At 53.0% G+C, this 18,064-nt stretch carries 11 protein-coding genes; 4 read left to right on the top strand and 7 right to left on the bottom strand.

The window, feature by feature from the left end; genetic code table 11:
- Positions 1 to 89: 89 nt before the first annotated feature.
- Positions 90 to 5,210 (top strand): S-layer homology domain-containing protein, encoded by a 5,121-nt coding sequence (locus tag B212_RS33545; RefSeq protein WP_019915093.1) that lies wholly within the window; start codon positions 90 to 92, stop codon positions 5,208 to 5,210.
- A 232-nt stretch (positions 5,211 to 5,442) separates the two neighbouring features.
- Here B212_RS33545 and B212_RS0130125 read toward each other — a convergent pair whose 3' ends face one another.
- The 5 genes from B212_RS0130125 to ftsE form a co-directional block, all read right to left on the bottom strand.
- Entirely contained in the window at positions 5,443 to 6,702 is a 1,260-nt protein-coding gene (locus B212_RS0130125) for a PDZ domain-containing protein (protein WP_036670371.1), read from the bottom strand.
- A gap of 167 nt (positions 6,703 to 6,869) precedes the next feature.
- Complete coding sequence (locus tag B212_RS0130120; RefSeq protein ID WP_019915090.1) at positions 6,870 to 8,342, bottom strand: S41 family peptidase; 1,473 nt, start codon at positions 8,340 to 8,342, stop codon at positions 6,870 to 6,872.
- 130 nt (positions 8,343 to 8,472) lie between these two features.
- On the bottom strand, positions 8,473 to 9,789 hold the full coding sequence (locus B212_RS0130115) for a murein hydrolase activator EnvC family protein (protein WP_019915089.1): 1,317 nt from the start codon (positions 9,787 to 9,789) through the stop codon (positions 8,473 to 8,475).
- Between the two features lie 56 nt (positions 9,790 to 9,845).
- The gene (gene ftsX / locus B212_RS0130110; RefSeq protein WP_019915088.1) at positions 9,846 to 10,760 is read right to left on the bottom strand and encodes a permease-like cell division protein FtsX; all 915 of its coding nucleotides are present in this window, start codon (positions 10,758 to 10,760) and stop codon (positions 9,846 to 9,848) included.
- On the bottom strand, positions 10,750 to 11,436 hold the full coding sequence (gene ftsE / locus B212_RS0130105) for a cell division ATP-binding protein FtsE (protein WP_028531121.1): 687 nt from the start codon (positions 11,434 to 11,436) through the stop codon (positions 10,750 to 10,752). Before ftsE ends, ftsX begins: the two co-directional genes overlap by 11 nt.
- Positions 11,437 to 12,099: 663 nt before the next feature.
- Here ftsE and B212_RS0130100 point away from each other — a divergent pair.
- The 3 genes from B212_RS0130100 (at position 12,100) to B212_RS0130090 (ending at position 15,078) form a co-directional block, all read left to right on the top strand.
- Positions 12,100 to 13,521 (top strand): VanW family protein, encoded by a 1,422-nt coding sequence (locus B212_RS0130100; protein WP_019915085.1) that lies wholly within the window; start codon positions 12,100 to 12,102, stop codon positions 13,519 to 13,521.
- 95 nt (positions 13,522 to 13,616) lie between these two features.
- Complete coding sequence (locus B212_RS0130095) at positions 13,617 to 14,024, top strand: hypothetical protein (protein WP_019915084.1); 408 nt, start codon at positions 13,617 to 13,619, stop codon at positions 14,022 to 14,024.
- Positions 14,025 to 14,292: 268 nt separating this feature from the next.
- The gene (locus B212_RS0130090) at positions 14,293 to 15,078 is read left to right on the top strand and encodes an alpha/beta hydrolase (RefSeq protein ID WP_019915083.1); all 786 of its coding nucleotides are present in this window, start codon (positions 14,293 to 14,295) and stop codon (positions 15,076 to 15,078) included.
- 105 nt (positions 15,079 to 15,183) lie between these two features.
- On the opposite strand, the gene argH is transcribed toward B212_RS0130090, so the two are convergent.
- Both argH and B212_RS0130080 read right to left on the bottom strand, forming a co-directional pair.
- On the bottom strand, positions 15,184 to 16,599 hold the full coding sequence (argH, locus tag B212_RS0130085; RefSeq protein WP_019915082.1) for an argininosuccinate lyase: 1,416 nt from the start codon (positions 16,597 to 16,599) through the stop codon (positions 15,184 to 15,186).
- A gap of 147 nt (positions 16,600 to 16,746) precedes the next feature.
- Complete coding sequence (locus B212_RS0130080; RefSeq protein WP_019915081.1) at positions 16,747 to 17,979, bottom strand: argininosuccinate synthase; 1,233 nt, start codon at positions 17,977 to 17,979, stop codon at positions 16,747 to 16,749.
- Positions 17,980 to 18,064 lie beyond the last annotated feature (85 nt).

Here is an 18,064-nt window from a genome sequence, read left to right as displayed (position 1 = left end):
TTCGACACCGTCCAACAATTTGTTGAGTATTTGTTCAGTGCATTCTGCTACTATGGGTCTAAAATATTTTAGCAGAAAGGATTGTTGGAATGAAGAAAGTTATATCTTATAGAACAATGTCCCTAGTTGTCGTTCTAAGTATGCTGACTGCTTTGCTGGCCCCGCTGGGCCGTGTACAAGCTGCTACAGACACAAGTGCTTATGGCGAGGTTCTTGTAAGCGATCAGAATACGAACTGGACGATCGCGCCGGGCAACACCTCCAGAAACCTTGCTGTGGCACCTGACGGCTCCATCTATGCCGTCTATAACGGCAACAACCAGATCCGTGTAGCCAAAAGCATCACTGGAGGTCAGACCTTCCTCCCGAGTGTGCTCGTTTTCAATGCCAGCTTTGAGCCTGAGGTTGCAGTTTCTGCAGCCGGTACCGTATATGTAGGATGGGTAAAGACTGGTAAAGCCTATATCTCCAAGAGCACAGACAGCGGTCAAACCTTCTCCGTTCCAATTGAATTGGGGGCAGTGTCAGGAGCTTCTATCCACTTGGCGGTGGATGGAAATTATGTATACGCTACTGATCCAAATGGAAATGTTTTCTATTACAGCAGTGACCAAGGCAGTTCCTTCAATGTGCATCAGTTTGGCGAAAGTTATGTATTTACAGATATCCATGTTGACCCGGAAACGGGAAATGTGATTGTGCAGAAGGATAATCCATCCCTGAAGTACTATATCAGCACAGATCATGGACAAAGCTTCGGAACAGGTGTCATTCCTGGTGCGAGTGTTTACTATTCAGTAGGCTCCTTATCCTCTGGACAGCTCGGCAAATATTTGTTCGTTGCCGGTCAAGGCACTGTTCTGACACGCATGAACCTGGGAGACAAAACAGTCGCTAACCTTAATGTTAGTAATAACATGAGCAGCACTGCGCGTTCCCTTAGTGCTGACCGGTATGGGAATGTAGTCACCGGCTTCAGCGATTCAACCAAGGTATATTTCGAAGTCAGTCAGAACCTGGGAGCTAACTTCGCTACTCCCGTTGACGTTGCGACTACAACTGTCGCTAACGCGGCGATCAACTCTACCAATGGCGACGTAATGTTCTTGTATGAGAACTCCGGGAAGATCTATTTGAAGGTATACAAAAAGCTCCTTACCGGATATAAGCTCTATATTTCCAATACCAGCGTCTTCTTCCCGGATGGTGGAACCAAAGAAGCTGTCATTACCGTGACTAACACATCAGACGAGCCTTTGGGTATAGAAGATGTGAAGATTTCCGGTGATTTTGAAATTGTGAAGAACACGACGACCGAGGTCCTTCAGCCAGGGGAGAGCGGAGAAATCACAATCCGTTTTGTACCTAAAACTATTGGTGATTCTACAGGTGAAGTCGTGATTCAAATCCCGGATGAGCCTGACCGGGTAATCAAGCTGAACGGAACAGCGAGTACACTTGTTCAGACTTCCGATTCCCCGAAAGCTTCTGACATTACCGCTGACGCAACAACCGATACTGTAACCGTCAAGAGCGTGCCTGCTGGCGCTACCGTCAAGGTGTATGCCGCAGATGGCGTCACCGTCATTGGCACGGCCACCAACAATGGAGCCGATGCAGGCGATGTTAAAGTCGTGATTGCTGGCGGACTTGACGATGCAGAGGCTATCAAGGTCAGTCTCACTGAGACTGACAAAACCGAGAGCCCGCTGGTAGCCGTCACTGCTGCCAAAGAAGTCAGTGCCGCACCAAAAGCTTCTGACATTACCGCTAACGCAACATCTGATACTGTAACCGTCAAGAACGTGCCTGCTGGCGCTACCGTCAACGTGTATGCCGCAGATGGCGTAACCGTCATTGGCACGGCCACCAACAATGGAACCGATGCGGGCGATGTTAGCGTTGTGATTGCTGCCGGACTTAACGATGCTGAGGCTATCAAGGTCAGTCTTACTGAGACTGACAAAACCGAGAGCCCGCTGGTAGCCGTCACTGCTGCCAAAGAAGTCAGTGCCGCACCAAAGGCTTCTGACATTACCGCTAACGCAACAACCGATACTGTAACCGTCAAGAACGTGCCTGCTGGCGTCACCGTCAACGTGTATGCCGCAGATGGCGTAACGCTGCTGGGAACAGCGATTAATACAGGAACTACACCGGGTGATGTGACGGTTACCATTCCAGATGAAGGTCTACTGGAAGGACAAATCGTTAAAGTCAGTCTGACTGAAGGGAACAAGTCTGGAAGTCCGCTGACTGAAGTCCCTGCTGCCACTGACCCATCAGAGGCACCAGATGCGGCTGCAGTTACAGCTAATGCCACAACCGATACAATTACAGTAGCAAACGTACGGCCTGGTGTGACAGTGGCTGTCTATCAACAGGATGGAGTTACCCTGATTGGTACCGTTACTAACAACACCCAAAGCCCTGCTGACCTGAAACTTCTTGTCGAGGACGGGGGACTAACGGACGGACAAGTCATTAAAGTAAGCTTCACAGAAGCTAACAAGTCCGAAAGCGCCAAGGTTGAAGTGACTGCCAAAGATGCACAATCCGCTCAACCAGGGTCTGCGAACATCGTTGTTGAAGAAACCGAAGGAACTATTACAGTAACCGAAGTTCCGGCAGGAGCCACTGTAAAAATTTACAATGATGAAGGTATCGTTATTGGAACCAAGACCAACACCGGTACAACTGCAGGAACAATCACGCTCGACGGACTTGATCTGGAAGGTCTCAAAACAGTTAAGGTTACCCTGACCGAGCCGATGAAGTCAGAAAGCCCTGCTACTACAGTTGCTGTTGCTTCTTCCGATGAACAGTCCGTTAATGCCGCAGCCAAGCTGCTATCGGTAGGATTCACAGAGGGAGACACCTGGGAAAGTGTTACAGGTCCTGTATATGTAGTTTCAACCGGTAATTTCGGTACGAACGTAGAATGGAAATCAAGCAAGACGAATGTCATTGAATTGGGTACACCCGTTAAGAATCTTATTACCGGCAAAATCACTCCACAATCCGACAATGAAAGTGTTATTCTGACAGCTACGGTAAGCAAAGGTGCGATCTCAAAAACACGTACCTTCCTGGTCATTGTGAAGTCGAAAGGCTCCACAAGAACCGTAGATACCGGATATAGCCGCAATGTCATTGTAAAAGATCCGGATAGTGCTTCTGCGAACATTCCGATTACACGTATCAATGTGGTGAATTCTGCAGGTCAATCCTCCACTATTGATAAAGTTGTGTTCTCGCCTTCCAAAGCAGAAGAAATCGTTGCAAATGGCAAGAAGGGAAGCTCAGCCACAGTTGTCATCGACGAGGTAGCCGGCGATGTGCCTGATGAGTTGGCTGTAGAAGTTCCTGCTGCTTCCCTGAATGCACTGGCAGGAAGCTCCTACCAGCTTAATCTTCAAAGCGAATATGCCACCATCACCCTTGGGGCAGGAGTTTTACAGAACATGCAGAACAATAACCTGGATTTGTTCTTCCACCTTGTTCCGCTCAGAAACACAGCATTGCAAGCAAAAATCAATGGAGAAATCCCTGCTCAATTTAATTCCCAGCAGGTCAATATCCTGGGCAAATCACTTGAAATTGAAACGAACTACAGCGGTTATGATACCGAGGTATACGTTCCTTTCGCTAAAAATGGCATTACTCCGGATACATCCAACCTTGACTCTCTTCGCGTTTTTGTAATACACAGCGACGGTGAAAAGGTGATGCAGCAAGGAACCCTGGTGCTGGATAACAACAAAAACGCTACCGGAATTTCGTTCCGGGTAAGCAAGTTCAGTACATTCACAGTTGTACAGTTGGCTAAGGCTGATACATCAAGCCCTGCCGCTCCAACAGAAGAAACCATTAAAGCGACTGTAGGCTCAAACTCTGCATCTTCTGCAGACATTAACATCAAGCGCCATACGAATACCGATGGAACCAAGAGTGATGAGCTGGTCATCTCGGCAGCAAATGCAGTGGATGCTATCGCCAAAGCCAAGGATGCCAAACTTGACAAGATTCAGATTACGATTCCGGATGCAAAACATGAGGTTACCCAAACCTCCCTGCAACTGGACAGCGGCGTAGCAAAACAATTGGCTGCGGCCAATCTTCCGCTGGAGATTATCACCAGTCAAGGAATCGTCACTATACCAACAGCTTCTCTTCAAGGTATTGAAGACAGCGTCAAGCTGGTAATTAGTACTGTAAAATACAGCAATGACCAAGCCCAAGCGCTGCTTCAGAGCAAAATCGTAACAGCAGTATCCGATAAGGTTCAACCGGTATTACTCACTCCAGCCCTGCAAGTAAGCGGAAGTGCAGCTATTACAGGACAACCTATCAAAGTGATCATTCCACTCCAAGGAGTGGCAGTACCGGCCAACGCACAGGAACGTGAGGCATTCGTCAATTCTCTCGCTGTATATGCAGTCGATGCCAAAGGAACTGTTAGCCTGATCCGCGGAAGCCTTGTTGATCTTGGCGGCGGAAATTACGGATTGGAAGTTATGGGCAATGTCGGCGGTAAATATTCTGTACTTCAGTGGCCAAATAGCAACCTGTCTCAACTATTTACAACTGATTCCAAATCGCACAGTGCGTATATCAAAGGGTATACGGACGGTACATTCAAACCGGACCTTGCAATTACAAGAGCTGAGCTTGCAGCCCTAATTGCCCGCAATCTGGATCAGAACACATCTGTTAAAGCCGCTGCAAGCAGCTTTTCAGATGTCAGCAACAGCCACTGGGCTTCCGGTTACATCGCACAGGTGGTTGCCGCAGGAATCATGAAGGGCTTCCCTGATGGTCAATTCCATCCGAATCAACCAATAACCCGTGCCGAAATGGCGCTGCTAAGCGCACGTTTCAAACAGCTTACCTTCACCGAAGATGGCACTGCTGTTTCCTCCATCTCTGATGTAGGTACTCACTGGGCTGCGGGAGCTATTGATGCGGCCCGTGCTGCAGGTATCATGAAGCCATATGCAGATGGAGCATTTGCACCAGCCAAATCGTTGACACGTGCAGAAGCGGTCACCGTAATTAACCGCCTGTTCGCCAGAGGGCCGCTTAACGGTGTGACATCTCCTACTTGGTCAGATGTTCCGGCTAGTCACTGGGCATTTGCCGATATCGAAGAAGCAAGTAAGGATCACACCTATCGTATTGACAACAACAAGGAATGGCTGACCCATTAATTAATCATTGCGGACAAGTTGTAGGGGGCGTCAAGCCCCCTACTTCTTACACCGCACACAAGACAGATAACACCAGAAAGCACAAGTGGGAACGGCTTCGCCGTCCTTAAAAGGACGGTATCCGTTTCAGCGAGAAATAGAAGCAAAAAATGCCCTTTTGATTCCCAAGGCGGAATTCAAAAGGGCATTTTAATATTTCAGGATATTCCATATCTTGCACAGACACTCTTGTCTATAGCCGCTTATCCTGCACTCGGCTCCGGCTCTTCCCGGTCTTCATTGAGATAATGCTGAAGATGCTGGACGGCTTCGCCTCTGCCGTTACCGTTCCGTCCGGCTCCGGCACCAGAATGATGCCGAGCTGATGGTGGTCGCCATCGTAGATCGCCCGCTGGAGATATTTGCTCTCGCCTTCGCGGTTCAGCACCTCCAGCTTGCAGAACGCGGGATTCATGCGCAGCGCCTCATGAAGCTGCGCCGCATCGGTCAACAGAACTCCGTTGACCTTCAGCAGAATCTCGCCCGGCAGGATGCCCAGCTCCTGCGCGGGGCTGTCCGGCAGCACGGCCAGCACCTTGCGGCCGGCAGCCGGATGCACGAAGATGGGGCTTAGACTGCGCTCCTCCAGAGCGCCGTACCAGCCCAGAGCTTCGTGCAGCAGTACAGCCGCGAGCGACGCGAGCACGGTCAGCGGGCTCCACCAGGCGGCAAGCAGGCTTAAGCCCAGCAGGACGATGCTGTACAGCAGCAGCCGCCCTGCTGTGCGGGTACTCTTGCGCCCGGGCAGCAGGCCCTGGGTCATCTCGCTGAAGCCGATGATGACCGGCAGGGAGACCAGGCCAAGCCCGCCGCCCAGCAGCGGGTGCCAGGGCAGATCACCGATTCCCGCTCCAGGGGGAATCAGCAGGAACAGCGGCAGCGGCCAGAAGGCTTGCAGTTGATAGCCGCCAACAACCTTGCCGCGCTTGCCCTTGAGGAAGAGCGGCGACGCCAGCCCTGCGCCCTGCCAGCGCGCCAGCAGCGCTTCGGCAAGATGCAGGAGCGCTGCCAGCACCAGCAGCGCCGGGATATTCATTTCCCTGATCGCTCCGGCAACCGTTCCTGCCGGTCCGTTCTGCAGGGTACCCGGAATGAAGGAAAGGACAAATTGCACAATTCCCAAGAAGCCTATGGAATAGGCAAAACACAAATAGCGCACACGAAAGAGCATAAGCACCAGACTGACAATCCAAATGCAGGCCACCGCCGTCCCTGACAAGGAAATCCCCAGCAGAACAGCGGCAAGGGAAACAACCAGCCCCATCACCAGGCCGCTCCATACCGTGCGCCAGGTTTCCCGGCCCCAGCTATGGAGCTTCACATGGATCAGCTTCCGTTCCAGCGCTACCTGCCTGCGGTAATAGAAAGCGATAAAGAGAATAGCAATATAGTAATAAGGCTGAATCAGCAGATGTATGGCCGCTGTGCCCAAGCTTGCAAGCAGTTCTGGCATCCCATTCAAACCGTTCGTCACACTCCTTTGGGTCCGGCAAGTTGAAACGGCTTCTCCGTCCATAAAGGGGCGGTATCCGTTACAGCGAGAAATATTAGGCTGATTGATGAGTTGAAATATACAGATCCTTATATTATTAGAAAAAAAGAAGGCTGAAATCAGCCTTCTTACTTTTTCGACGACGACGCCTTAATTTCCTTCTGTATCTCGGCAATTCCCTTATTGAGCTGATTGTCGTTGACCGGGTCCTTAATGGCCTTGACCAGCGCCAGCTCCAGCGCCTCGGCTGTCTTGGCATTGATGATGCCGGTCGCCTGCAGCTTGGATGCGCTTTGGAATTTCTTGACCGCATCCTTCGTCGCCGTATCGAAATATCCATCCTTGCGTCCCGGCTTGTAGCCAAGACCATTCAGCATGATCTGCGCGTTCTTGACGTCCGTGCTGTTCATATTGTATTGCAGGGTTACGCTTTTGTTAATCGGTGCTACCGAGAAGTAGTCCGGCTGGGCCACGGCGATATCCGGCTTGATGCCCTTGCCGTGAATCCATGTGCCGTTGGGCGTCAGCCATTTGGCAATCGTAATCTTCAGCAGGCTGCCATCTCCGAGCTGCTTGTCGAAGCTGGTCTGCACTGTGCCTTTGCCGAAGGAATTGTCGCCAATCAGCTTGGCTCCCGCAGATTGCTGCAGAGCTCCGGCCAGAATCTCCGAGGCACTTGCACTGCCTTTGTTCATCAGCACTACGACCGGATAATCTTTGCTTGAGCCCTTGGAGGTGCTTACCTCACGTTTCTTATTCTTATCCTCAACCTGAACAATGGCTTTGCCGGATGGAACGAATTGCTGTGCCATCTCGATAACAACCGGCAGCACGCCGCCCGGGTCGTTGCGGACATCAATAACAAGTCCCTTCATCCCCTGCTTCTCCAGCTTGCCAAGCTCTTCCTTGAACCGTTCAGCGGTATTCATGGAGAACTGCGTCACTTCGATTACACCCACGCCATCCTTCCCAAGCTTGGCGTAGACCGTCTCCAGCTTCACATCATCGCGGGTGAGCACGAACTCCAGCGGCTCCGCAGCGCCGGCACGCTGAATCTTCAGCGTGGCCTTGCTTCCCTTAGGGCCGCGAATCTTGGCTACCGCGGCATTTAGCTCCATCCCTTCAAGTGTTTCTCCGTTCACGGACAGAATGATATCCTTAGCCTGCAGCCCGGCTTTTTCAGCCGGTGAGCCCTTGATCGGGGAGACGATAACCACCTTACCGTTATCCGAAGATACCTCTGCCCCGATTCCCGAGAACGAGCCTTCGATACTCTCCTCGAACTTCTGCGCTGTTTCCTTACCCATATAATTGGAATAAGGATCGCCCAGTGCCTCCATCATCCCGTTGACAGCACCGTCGATCAGCTTCTCCCGGTCTACCTTTTCGTAGTAGTTACCCTCAATCAGACTCAGTGCGGTTCCAAGCTTCTGCGATTCCTTCTCCTGAAGACCGCCGGCCGCCGGCACGGGCGCCGCCGCTACTCCTTCACCCGCAGCTTGTCCGAATACATTCACATAGCCGGTCACACCCAGAGTCAGCAGGCTGCCGCACAGCAAGGCGGCGATCATCATAAACGCCGCTGTGCTTTTCTTCAACATGATGTTCCCACCGTCCCTTCTTATCTATCTCATCAAGTCCAGTATTCCGCTTCCGCAAAGAACGGCATCTCTTCCAGTATATGCCGAAAACTGCAATAATATTTATGATATAGAATCAATGTCTTTAAAATCAAAGATAAGGCATCGGATCAACCGGTTTGCCGTCAATCCGTACTTCGAAGTGCAGATGCGGACCGGTTACACGTCCGGTGGCTCCGGATTCGGCGATAACCTGGCCGCGTTCCACGCGGTCACCCACCTTAACCTTGATGCCGCCTTCGCGAATATGGCCATAGAGCGTCCATACACCGCCGCCGTGGTCGATGATCACGCAATAGCCGTACCCGCTCCACCACTCTGCTACAATTACCGTACCGGAATCGGCAGCATGAATGTCGGTCCCCTGCGGAACGGCAAAGTCCGTACCCGTATGCATCTTGCCTACCTCACCGGTTACAGGATGCGTACGCAATCCATAAGGCGAAGAAATGCGTGCCGAGCCAACTGGAAGCAGGAACGGTCCGTTTCCACCGGCATATTCCTCCGCAGCAGGGCTGCTGTCTGAGCTTGAACTGCTGCTGCTGGCTACTTTGGCTCTGGCCGCAGCAGCGGCAGCCGCTGCTGCGGCTCTACGGGCCGCGGCTGCTTTGGCTGCCGCCGCTTTGCGTGCGGCTTCCTCGGCTTTGATCTTATCCTTCTGTTCCTCAAGCGCCGAACGGTCGCTGGCGAGCTGCACCAGCTTGGCATTCTGCTCTTCCGTCACGCCGTCCGTTTCTTGGATTTCCTTATCATAATAGGCGATAAGCTCCTGCTTCTCCGCCTCCTTATCCTTCAGCACGCCTCGCTGGGATTCCAGATCCGTATACAGTTGCTTAGCCTGCGCGTACTGCCCTTCCAGCTCTTGCTTCTTGGCAATAACCGTCTGCTTGTCCAGCTTATGCTGTACCAGCAGGTCCTGATCCTGATCCACAATCATCTTCAGCGAGTCCGCCCGATCCAGGAAATCAGAGAAGCTCTTCGAGGAGAGCAGCACATCCAGGTAGGAGACTGCACCGTCGGTGTACATCAAGCGGACCCTGGATTCAAGCAGCTTCTCCCGGGCGGCGACACGCGCTTCCGCCTCATCGAGCTCATTCGCTGTAACCTTCAGCGATTTCTCCGTGCTGGAGATTTTTCCGGAAATCGTTGTCATCTGACCCTTCACCTGACCAATCTGATCCAGCACGTATTGGAGATTTAGGTTTGTTTTGTTCTTGTAATGCTGGGCCTCCTGATTGCGTGAAGCAGCCTTCTCCTGCGCCGCCTTGGCAGCCTGCACCTCTTGCTGCAACTGCTTTAGCTGCTTGTCGATCTCAGCGACCGAAGTCTTTTTGGCATATCCGTCAGAGGGCTGGAATAATGTCACAGCCAGCAATACAGCGGACAATCCGGCAGTAATCTTCTTCAACTCGCACTCCCCGTCCTTTATCCTGTTATGATCGTCATCCTCCCGCGGATGATGGACTATACTTTCAAAAACTTCCGGATCGACACGCTGCTTCCCCATATACCAATCAGTACGCCAAGGCTAACCAGCAGCCCGCAGAATAGAAGCCAGATATTGCCAAAAGGAATAAGCTGCAATCCCAGCATCGGGTCTCCCTGCACAGAAGATGTCAGGCTGCTGTAGCCAACGTAGAGCAAGCCCGAGGTAATCAGTGAACCAATTAGGCCAATGAGCGCCCCTTCAACAAAGAAAGGCCAGCGGATAAAGTAATTCGTCGCCCCGACCAGCTTCATAATACCAATCTCCCTGCGGCGGGCAAGAATTGTAACCCGTATCGTATTGGAAATCAGGAACATGGACATAACCGCCAGCCCTGCTACAAAAATAAATCCGATGTTGCGTATCGCCTTCGTCACCTTGAAGAGCGTCTCCACCGAGCCTTTGCCGTAATTCACTTTGTAAATGGGCTGCTCTTTATGGGTTGTGTTCAGGGCTTCGATCTTCTCCGCCACAAAAGGAACGGTTGTCGGCTGAACTACTTCCACTAGCAGCTTGTCCGGCAGAGGATTGTTATCATTATCAAAGCCCTCCAGCAGCCCGGCGGCATCCGGTCCCATATCCTCGCGGAATTCCTTCAGCCCCTGCTCTTTGGAGATGAACTCTACCTTGCTGACTTCCGGCATACTGCCGATTTCATTTTGCAGCGTTTCGCGCATTTTCTGATCGGTGTTCAGGGCCAAATGCACGTTGATCTGCACCTGGCTGTCCGCCTTGTCGGCGACCGCATTGACATTAAGCACTAGCAATATAAAAACACCAAGCACGAAGAGGGAGACGACAATAGACGTGATGGAAGCCACCGACATCCAGCCGTTGCGGAATACATTTTTGAAGCCTTCCCGCACATGCCGCAAGAAGGTTTTAAAACTCATAACCATATTCCCCTCTCACTTGGTCTCTCACAATGTTTCCGTTCTCAATAGCGAGTACGCGTTTGCGCATTTTATTGACGATATCCCTATTGTGGGTAGCCATTACAATCGTGGTCCCGCGAAAATTGATTTCATCCAGCAGTTGCATAATTCCCCAAGAGGTTTCCGGGTCCAGGTTGCCGGTAGGCTCGTCCGCAATAATGACGGAAGGGTTGTTGACAATCGCCCGCGCTATTGCAATCCGCTGCTGCTCCCCGCCTGATAGCTGCGAAGGCTCGCGGTTTGCTTTGCTGCGCAGTCCGACCAGTTCGAGCACTTCAGGCACACGCTTCTTGATGACCTTCTTCGGCGCCTCGATAACCTCCATCGCAAAAGCGATATTCTCATAGGCGGTCAGCTTCGGCAGCAGGCGGAAATCCTGGAACACCACGCCGATATTGCGGCGGACATAAGGAATTTTGCGCGGCTTCAGCTTGCCTATGTTAAACCCGCCTACGGATATTTGCCCTTTGGTCGGCGACTCTTCTCTATAGATTAATTTCATGAACGTTGATTTACCGGCACCGGACGGTCCGACGATATACACGAACTCGTTGCGGTCGATTTTGACGGATACGCCTTGAAGCGCATGGGTTCCATTGGGATAGGTTTTCCACACATCCTGCATTTCGATCAATTCATCACTTCCCGATTCTGACATATTCCCCTGTGCCTGCTTTCTGGCAGCAAACCACAGTAGTTTCCATTAACTGCATTCATACCGCAGGCGTATCTATTGTAACAAATCCGTAACTGCTTGAGTACCCGAAAGTTTTTCGGACAACACACATATACATATAAAAGCACCTATAAATACCTGCTCAATAAAGGGATTCTTCGTATCCAGCCTCTGTTCCTTACAGACCGCAAGGACGTTATTTTCCCGAAAGGGATAGATTTAGCCGAAGGACGGACCGTAAAGCGCTTATCGCCTCTTCGGCAGGTATATTTGGGGTGAATATCTGCCCATAAAGGCGCTGGAGTCCGCACACTTGCGAAAAAATAACTTCCAGTGGAAATAAGAGCGGCTCAGTCCGTTACAAGCAGGTAGACTCCTCCGATCAGGAGATGATTCTGTTCGCGGGGCCTGATACGCCTCCAGCGTGATCTCCACGCCCTGACCCGTTCAGCGGAGTATCGTTTGAATTCCAACATTTAGTTTGGACTTCCCCTCTGTCGCTACTGCCCTTTAGTTCAACATATCTATTTATTATATCGGCTGCAAAGAGCTTTCCTTAAGCCTGTCCGCCCCGGCCCGCGCTGAATCAGCGCAAATCCGCCCTGCAGAAGGAGATTATTCATGAAAAAAACCCATACCGCCCTCATCATAGTGATCGGTCTTATATTGACTGGCTCACTGGTAACCGGAGGATTGCATTTATATGGAAATCAGCATACCCTGCCCCAAAAAACTGCCATTGCCGGCTGGGACCTTGGCGGAATGGACGTTGCCGTGGTGCGCACGGAATTGAAGTCACGGCTTAAGGCGCTGGAATCGGTTCCCTTGGTGCTGAAGGCGGAAGGAAGTACAGAAACAACCTTGACACTGAAGCAGGCTGGAATGGCCTATGATGCGGCGGATTTCCTCCGTACGCTAGACACACTCACTGAGGGCGGATTGCTTGACCGGGTGCGCGCCCGCCTGAGCTTTCCCCGCAGCTTCGAGCTTGGGATGAACCTCGATCTCACACAACTGCAGAAGCGCCTGAGTCCCGCCTGGGAAAAAAAGACCTTCGGCGCCCCCGTGGATGCCGTCCGGGTAATCACCGCAGATGACCGTGTGGTGTACACGCCCGGAACAACCTCCTTCGAGGTAGACTGGCATGCGCTGGAGCTTACCCTGCGGGCGGCTGTGCCATCCACCTTGCGCAGCAGCGGCAACCTTCAGGGGAAGCCAATCGTCTTTGAAGTGCCTCTTAGCGTTCAACAGCCGGATGTTACCTTGAAAGCGCTGAAAGCTCAAGGTGTTGAACGAAAAATCTCTGAATTCAGCACCTCGCTCGGCGCAAGCGGACCCGGACGCACCTTCAACATCGAATCCGCCGCCCAAGCCGTTGACGGCACTATTCTGCCTCCGGGTGCCGTCTTCGATTACGGCAAAGCCATTCAGAAGGCACAGGCAGACACAGGCTTCCGGGAAGCGCCGGTAATCGTCAACGGCAAACTTCAGCCCGGCACAGGCGGCGGCATCTGCCAGGTGTCGAGCACGCTTTACAACGCTGCGCTCCGCTCAGGCCTCGAAATCGTGGAGCGGCGGAATCACTCCCTGCCGGTCAACTATCTCCCGAAAGGCCAGGATGCCACCTTTTCCGAAGGCAACATCAATTTCCGTATCCGCAACAACACCGGCAAATACCTGATTATCAAAGCGGGGGTGCAGGGCCGCTATTTAACCGTGAAGCTGTTCGGCACATTCCCGAAGAACGTGACCTTTCTCATCCAGTCCCGGACAGTAGAGGTGCTGCAGCCTGCCGACAAATACGTAAGCGACTCCTCGCTTCCGCGCGGCGACACCCGCGTCATTCAGAACGGCAAAACCGGCTATATAGTCGAGACCTACATCACCCGCCTGATTGACGGTAAAGCCGCTGAGAAGAAGCTGCTCTCCCGCGACACCTACTATGCGCAGAAACGCATCATTGCCATCAACCGGGGCGGCATGGGCAAGTCACTGCCGGAGTCCCCTAGAAACCCGCTGGTGGAGGATGGCGTACGAGGGTAATCTTTTCTTTACATTGCGATTACCTTTGTCCCCATTGCAGTTTATGATTGAGCGTTACTGTAAGAGTACAATGATCACAGAAAGGATGAACTGCAATGAGCATCATCGCTGCCAATGAATTATCCGCCATTCTCCGCATGGCTCCGTCAGTTCCCGCCTCCTCCACCTGCCGCGAAACCCTGCGCGTGATGTTCCAGCACCCGGAAGCCAAATCCATCGTTGTCTGCAATACACACAATGAGCCGGTTGGGCTGCTGATGTGCGAACGCTTTTTCCTTAAGGTAACCGGACGTACAGGCATGGAACTCTTCTACCGGGAATCCGTAACCAAGCTCATGAACCGCAAACCGCTAACCGCCGATATTTCCGCCCCGCCGTCCCTCGTTTTAACTTCAGCCATGAACCGCCCCGATACCCTGAAGCAGGATAGCATCATTATTACGTCAAACGGCACCTTCGCCGGCGTAGTTTACACCTCGGACTTGATTGGCGGGCAGCAGTAGAACTGCTCCCCGTTTGCTGGCTTTGTGTATATATTCGGCTAGCCGCCGCCTCATTCCTCTGCATGAATTCCTCTTTATGTGCCGAAATTCTTTTCCATTCCAGCTTTACCCTTGTTCACCGCCTATCAAGTGTCAGATCGCCGCTAGGGCGGTGAACCCCTATTTCGGATCTAAGGAAAGCCCTTTCATCGGAGCTATTATACTGTATTAATACGCAAATATGGTACGATGACTATAAGCCTGGACGAATGGAGAGGGGATATGGAACATGGCTTTAATAGAATGTAAGTTTTATTCGGAAGTGCTGGGCCTGAGCACCTCGATGACGGTTATTTTGCCCCAGCAGACGACAACGCAGATTGGCATGAGCAATGTAACACGCGGAAAGCTGCACCCGACACTGTATTTGCTGCATGGCCTGTCCGACGATGACTCGATCTGGCTGCGCCGGACCTCGATTGAACGTTATGTCGCGCAAATGGGGATTGCCGTAGTGATGCCGCAAGTGCACCGCAGCTTCTACACAGATATGGCGGAAGGAGGCCGGTACTGGACCTTCATCAGTGAAGAACTTCCGGAGCTGGCCCGTTCTTTCTTCCCGCTGTCGCCGGAGCGTGAGGATACCTTTGTGGCCGGGCTGTCGATGGGCGGCTACGGGGCAATCAAGCTGGGACTGCGCAAGCCCGAGACCTTTGCGGCGGCGGCGAGCCTTTCCGGGGCGCTCGACATGGCACATCATTTCATGAACATGGAAGATCCCACTAAGAAAGCCCCTGAGTATGAACGGATTTTTGGCAAAACCGATATCGAAAACACCCCGCAGGATCTGCTCTGGCTGCTGAATGAGGTTGACCACTCCACTGGCCCCAAACCGCTTCTCTATCAATGCTGCGGCACGGAGGATTTCCTCTATGACGATAATCAGGCGTTCCGCAAGGCGTGCGCCAAGACTTCGCTGTCTCTGACCTATGAGGAAGGTCCGGGCGAACACGAATGGGGCTATTGGGATACCAAAATTCAAGATGTGCTGGCCTGGCTGCCGCTGGGTAAGTGAGGGTAGACCTCATAGCGGATTAAAAAAAGACTGTCCTTCCGCATCACCAAAATGCGAAAAGACAGTCTTTATTGATTTCAGCCGCCAGATTGGCCTTACGGCCTCTTAGCCTATCGTATTCACGTGCTGCGCTACCCACTCACCGGTCTCTTGCAGTGCGGCTTCGGCGCGCTCAATCGCTGCCTTCACCTGCACCGAAGCCGTGCCGCCGTAGACGTTGCGGGCGTTCACCACAGCCTCCGGCTGCAGGACGGCATAGATCTGCTCATCGAACAGCGGGGAGAACTCCTTGAACTCCTCCAGCGTCAGATCAAGCAGGAATTTGCCTTCATTGATGCAGTACAGCACTGTCTTGCCAATCACCTCATGCGCCTGGCGGAACGGCAGACCTTTGCCTACCAGGAAGTCGGCGATGTCGGTTGCGTTGGAGAAGTCCGTATTGACGGCTTCGCGCATCCGGCCTTTGTTCACCTTCATCGTGGAGATCATCGGCGCGAATAGCTGCAGCGCTCCGGTCAAAGTGGCTACAGTGTCGAACATGCCTTCCTTGTCTTCCTGCATATCCTTGTTGTAGGCCAGGGGCAGCGACTTCAATACGGTCAGCAGGCCGATCAGATTGCCGTAGACACGGCCTGTCTTCCCGCGCACCAGCTCCGGCACATCCGGGTTCTTCTTCTGCGGCATAATGCTGCTGCCTGTACAGAAGGCATCGTCCAGCTCCACGAAGCTGAACTCGGTGCTGCTCCACAGCACCAGCTCCTCGCTGAGCCGGGACAGATGGGTCATAACCAGCGCGGCATTCGCCAGGAACTCCACGATGAAATCACGGTCGCTGACAGCGTCCAGACTGTTCTCATACACGCTGCCAAACCCAAGCTGCTCCGCTACAAAATGACGGTCAATCGGGAAGGTGGTTCCCGCCAGCGCCCCTGCACCCAGCGGCAACACGTTGATCCGCTTGTAGCTGTCGGTGAGTCTCTCCGCATCGCGGCGGAACATGGACACGTAGGCCAGCAGATGGTGGGCGAACAGAATCGGCTGGGCACGCTGCAAATGCGTGTAGCCCGGAACAATCGTCTCCACATTGTCTTTCGCTTGTCCAATCAGCGCTTCCTGCAGCTCATGCAGCAGGGCCACCAGCTCCACCACGCGGTTCCGCAGATAGAGGTGCATATCCGTAGCCACCTGATCATTCCGGCTGCGTCCGGTGTGCAGCTTGCCGCCGACAGGACCAATTTCCTCGATCAGGTTCTTTTCGATATTCATATGAATATCTTCGTCCGCCACTGAAAATACAATCTCGCCCGTACGCACCTTCTCCAGCACCTTGTTCAGTCCATCCTTAATCGCCTCTACGTCCTCTTGCGGCAGGATGCCGCATTTGCCCAGCATGGTGACATGGGCCAGACTGCCCTGCACATCTTCTTCAGCCAAGGCTTTATCGAATCCGATAGAGGCTGTATATTCCTCCACCAGCTTGTTCGTTCCTTTGGTAAAACGTCCGCCCCACAGCTTGCTCACCTGTTATTTCCTCCTCTGCCCGACGTTAGAAGGGCCGCTCCTGTCCTGACGGGAGGAACGGCCTTCTGTGGGCTGGTTATTTCACGCTATGCTTTATATTTCCCGCGGAAACGGGCCGCGTCCTTTTATGGACGGCGCAAGCCGTTTTTACTTGGATTCTGCTACACCCGCCGAAACCTTCAGACGCAGGGCGTTCAGGCGGATAAAGCCTGTTGCATCCCCTTGGTCATAAGCCTGGGTCGGGTCAGCTTCCATTGTCGCAATATCCGGGTTGTACAGGCTGACCGGAGACTTCACGCCAGCTCCGATAATGTTGCCCTTATACAGCTTGACGCGCACGGTTCCTGTAACGTTCTTTTGGCTTTCCTTCACCAGCGCCTGCAGCGCAAGGCGTTCAGGCGCAAACCAGAAGCCGTTGTATACCAGTGTGCTGTAACGGGTGATCAGGCTGTCGCGCAGGTTCATTACTTCGCGGTCCATGGTGATGGACTCCATTTTGCGGTGTGCAGTGAACAAAATCGTTCCGCCCGGAGTTTCATATACACCGCGGCTCTTCATGCCGACAAAACGGTTCTCTACCATATCGACGCGTCCAATGCCATGCTTGCCGCCGAGTTCATTCAGCTTCTCCATGACCTGGAGGGGAGATAACGACTCTCCGTTCAGCGCCACACAGTCGCCCTTGAGGAATTCCAGCTCCAGGTATTCCGGCTGATCCGGGGCATCCTCCGGCGCATTGCTGAGGAGGAACATCCCTTTGTTCTCCGGTGCGCTTGGATCGAACCAAGGATCTTCCAGCACGCCGCTCTCATAGCTGATGTGCAGCAGATTGCGGTCCATGGAATACGGCTTGGCAGCCGAGGCCTGGACCGGAATGCCATTCGCTTCGGCGTAGGCAATCATTTCCGCACGACCCGGGAACTGGCTGCGGAATTCTTCCAGCCGCCAAGGTGCAATCACCTTGATGCTTGGCGACAGGGCCGCCGCATTCAGCTCGAAGCGCACCTGGTCGTTGCCCTTGCCGGTTGCACCGTGGGCGATGGCCGTAGCGCCTTCGGCGATGGCGATGTCCACCATGCGCTTCGCGATCAGCGGACGGGCGATGCTTGTGCCGAGCAGGTACTGGCCCTCATACAAAGCACCCGATTGGAACATCGGGTAGATGAAGTCACTCGCGAATTCGTCGCGCAGGTCATCAATGTAGACCTTCGACGCGCCGGTGGCGAGCGCTTTTTCCTCCAAGCCTTCCAGCTCTTCCTTCTGGCCGATATCGGCTGTAAAAGCAATAATCTCCGCGTCATAGGTTTCTTTCAGCCATTTCAAAATGACCGAGGTATCCAGCCCGCCGGAATAGGCGAGCACGATTTTTTCTTTTGGCATGGGGGTGTGACTTCCTTTCGTGTGGGGGGTATAAGATGAGCCTGGACCGGCGTGTAGAAATCTGTTGCCCGGACGCAACTGCGTG

The sequence above is a fragment of the Paenibacillus sp. HW567 genome (assembly GCF_000374185.1).
Taxonomy (GTDB): Bacteria; Bacillota; Bacilli; order Paenibacillales; family Paenibacillaceae; genus Paenibacillus_AQ.
The sequence above is the reverse complement of the archived record's forward strand: the minus strand, read 5'-3'. Positions and strand labels throughout refer to the sequence as shown.

What these genes read in the sequence shown, in the direction of transcription:
- B212_RS33545 (WP_019915093.1), top strand. Translation starts at nt 90, where the DNA reads ATGAAGAAAGTTATATCTTATAGAACAATGTCCCTAGTTGTCGTTCTA.
- B212_RS0130125 (WP_036670371.1), bottom strand. Translation starts at nt 6,702, where the DNA reads ATGCCAGAACTGCTTGCAAGCTTGGGCACAGCGGCCATACATCTGCTG.
- B212_RS0130120 (WP_019915090.1), bottom strand. Translation starts at nt 8,342, where the DNA reads ATGTTGAAGAAAAGCACAGCGGCGTTTATGATGATCGCCGCCTTGCTG.
- ftsX (WP_019915088.1), bottom strand. Translation starts at nt 10,760, where the DNA reads ATGAGTTTTAAAACCTTCTTGCGGCATGTGCGGGAAGGCTTCAAAAAT.
- B212_RS0130100 (WP_019915085.1), top strand. Translation starts at nt 12,100, where the DNA reads ATGAAAAAAACCCATACCGCCCTCATCATAGTGATCGGTCTTATATTG.
- B212_RS0130095 (WP_019915084.1), top strand. Translation starts at nt 13,617, where the DNA reads ATGAGCATCATCGCTGCCAATGAATTATCCGCCATTCTCCGCATGGCT.
- B212_RS0130090 (WP_019915083.1), top strand. Translation starts at nt 14,293, where the DNA reads ATGGCTTTAATAGAATGTAAGTTTTATTCGGAAGTGCTGGGCCTGAGC.
- B212_RS0130080 (WP_019915081.1), bottom strand. Translation starts at nt 17,979, where the DNA reads ATGCCAAAAGAAAAAATCGTGCTCGCCTATTCCGGCGGGCTGGATACC.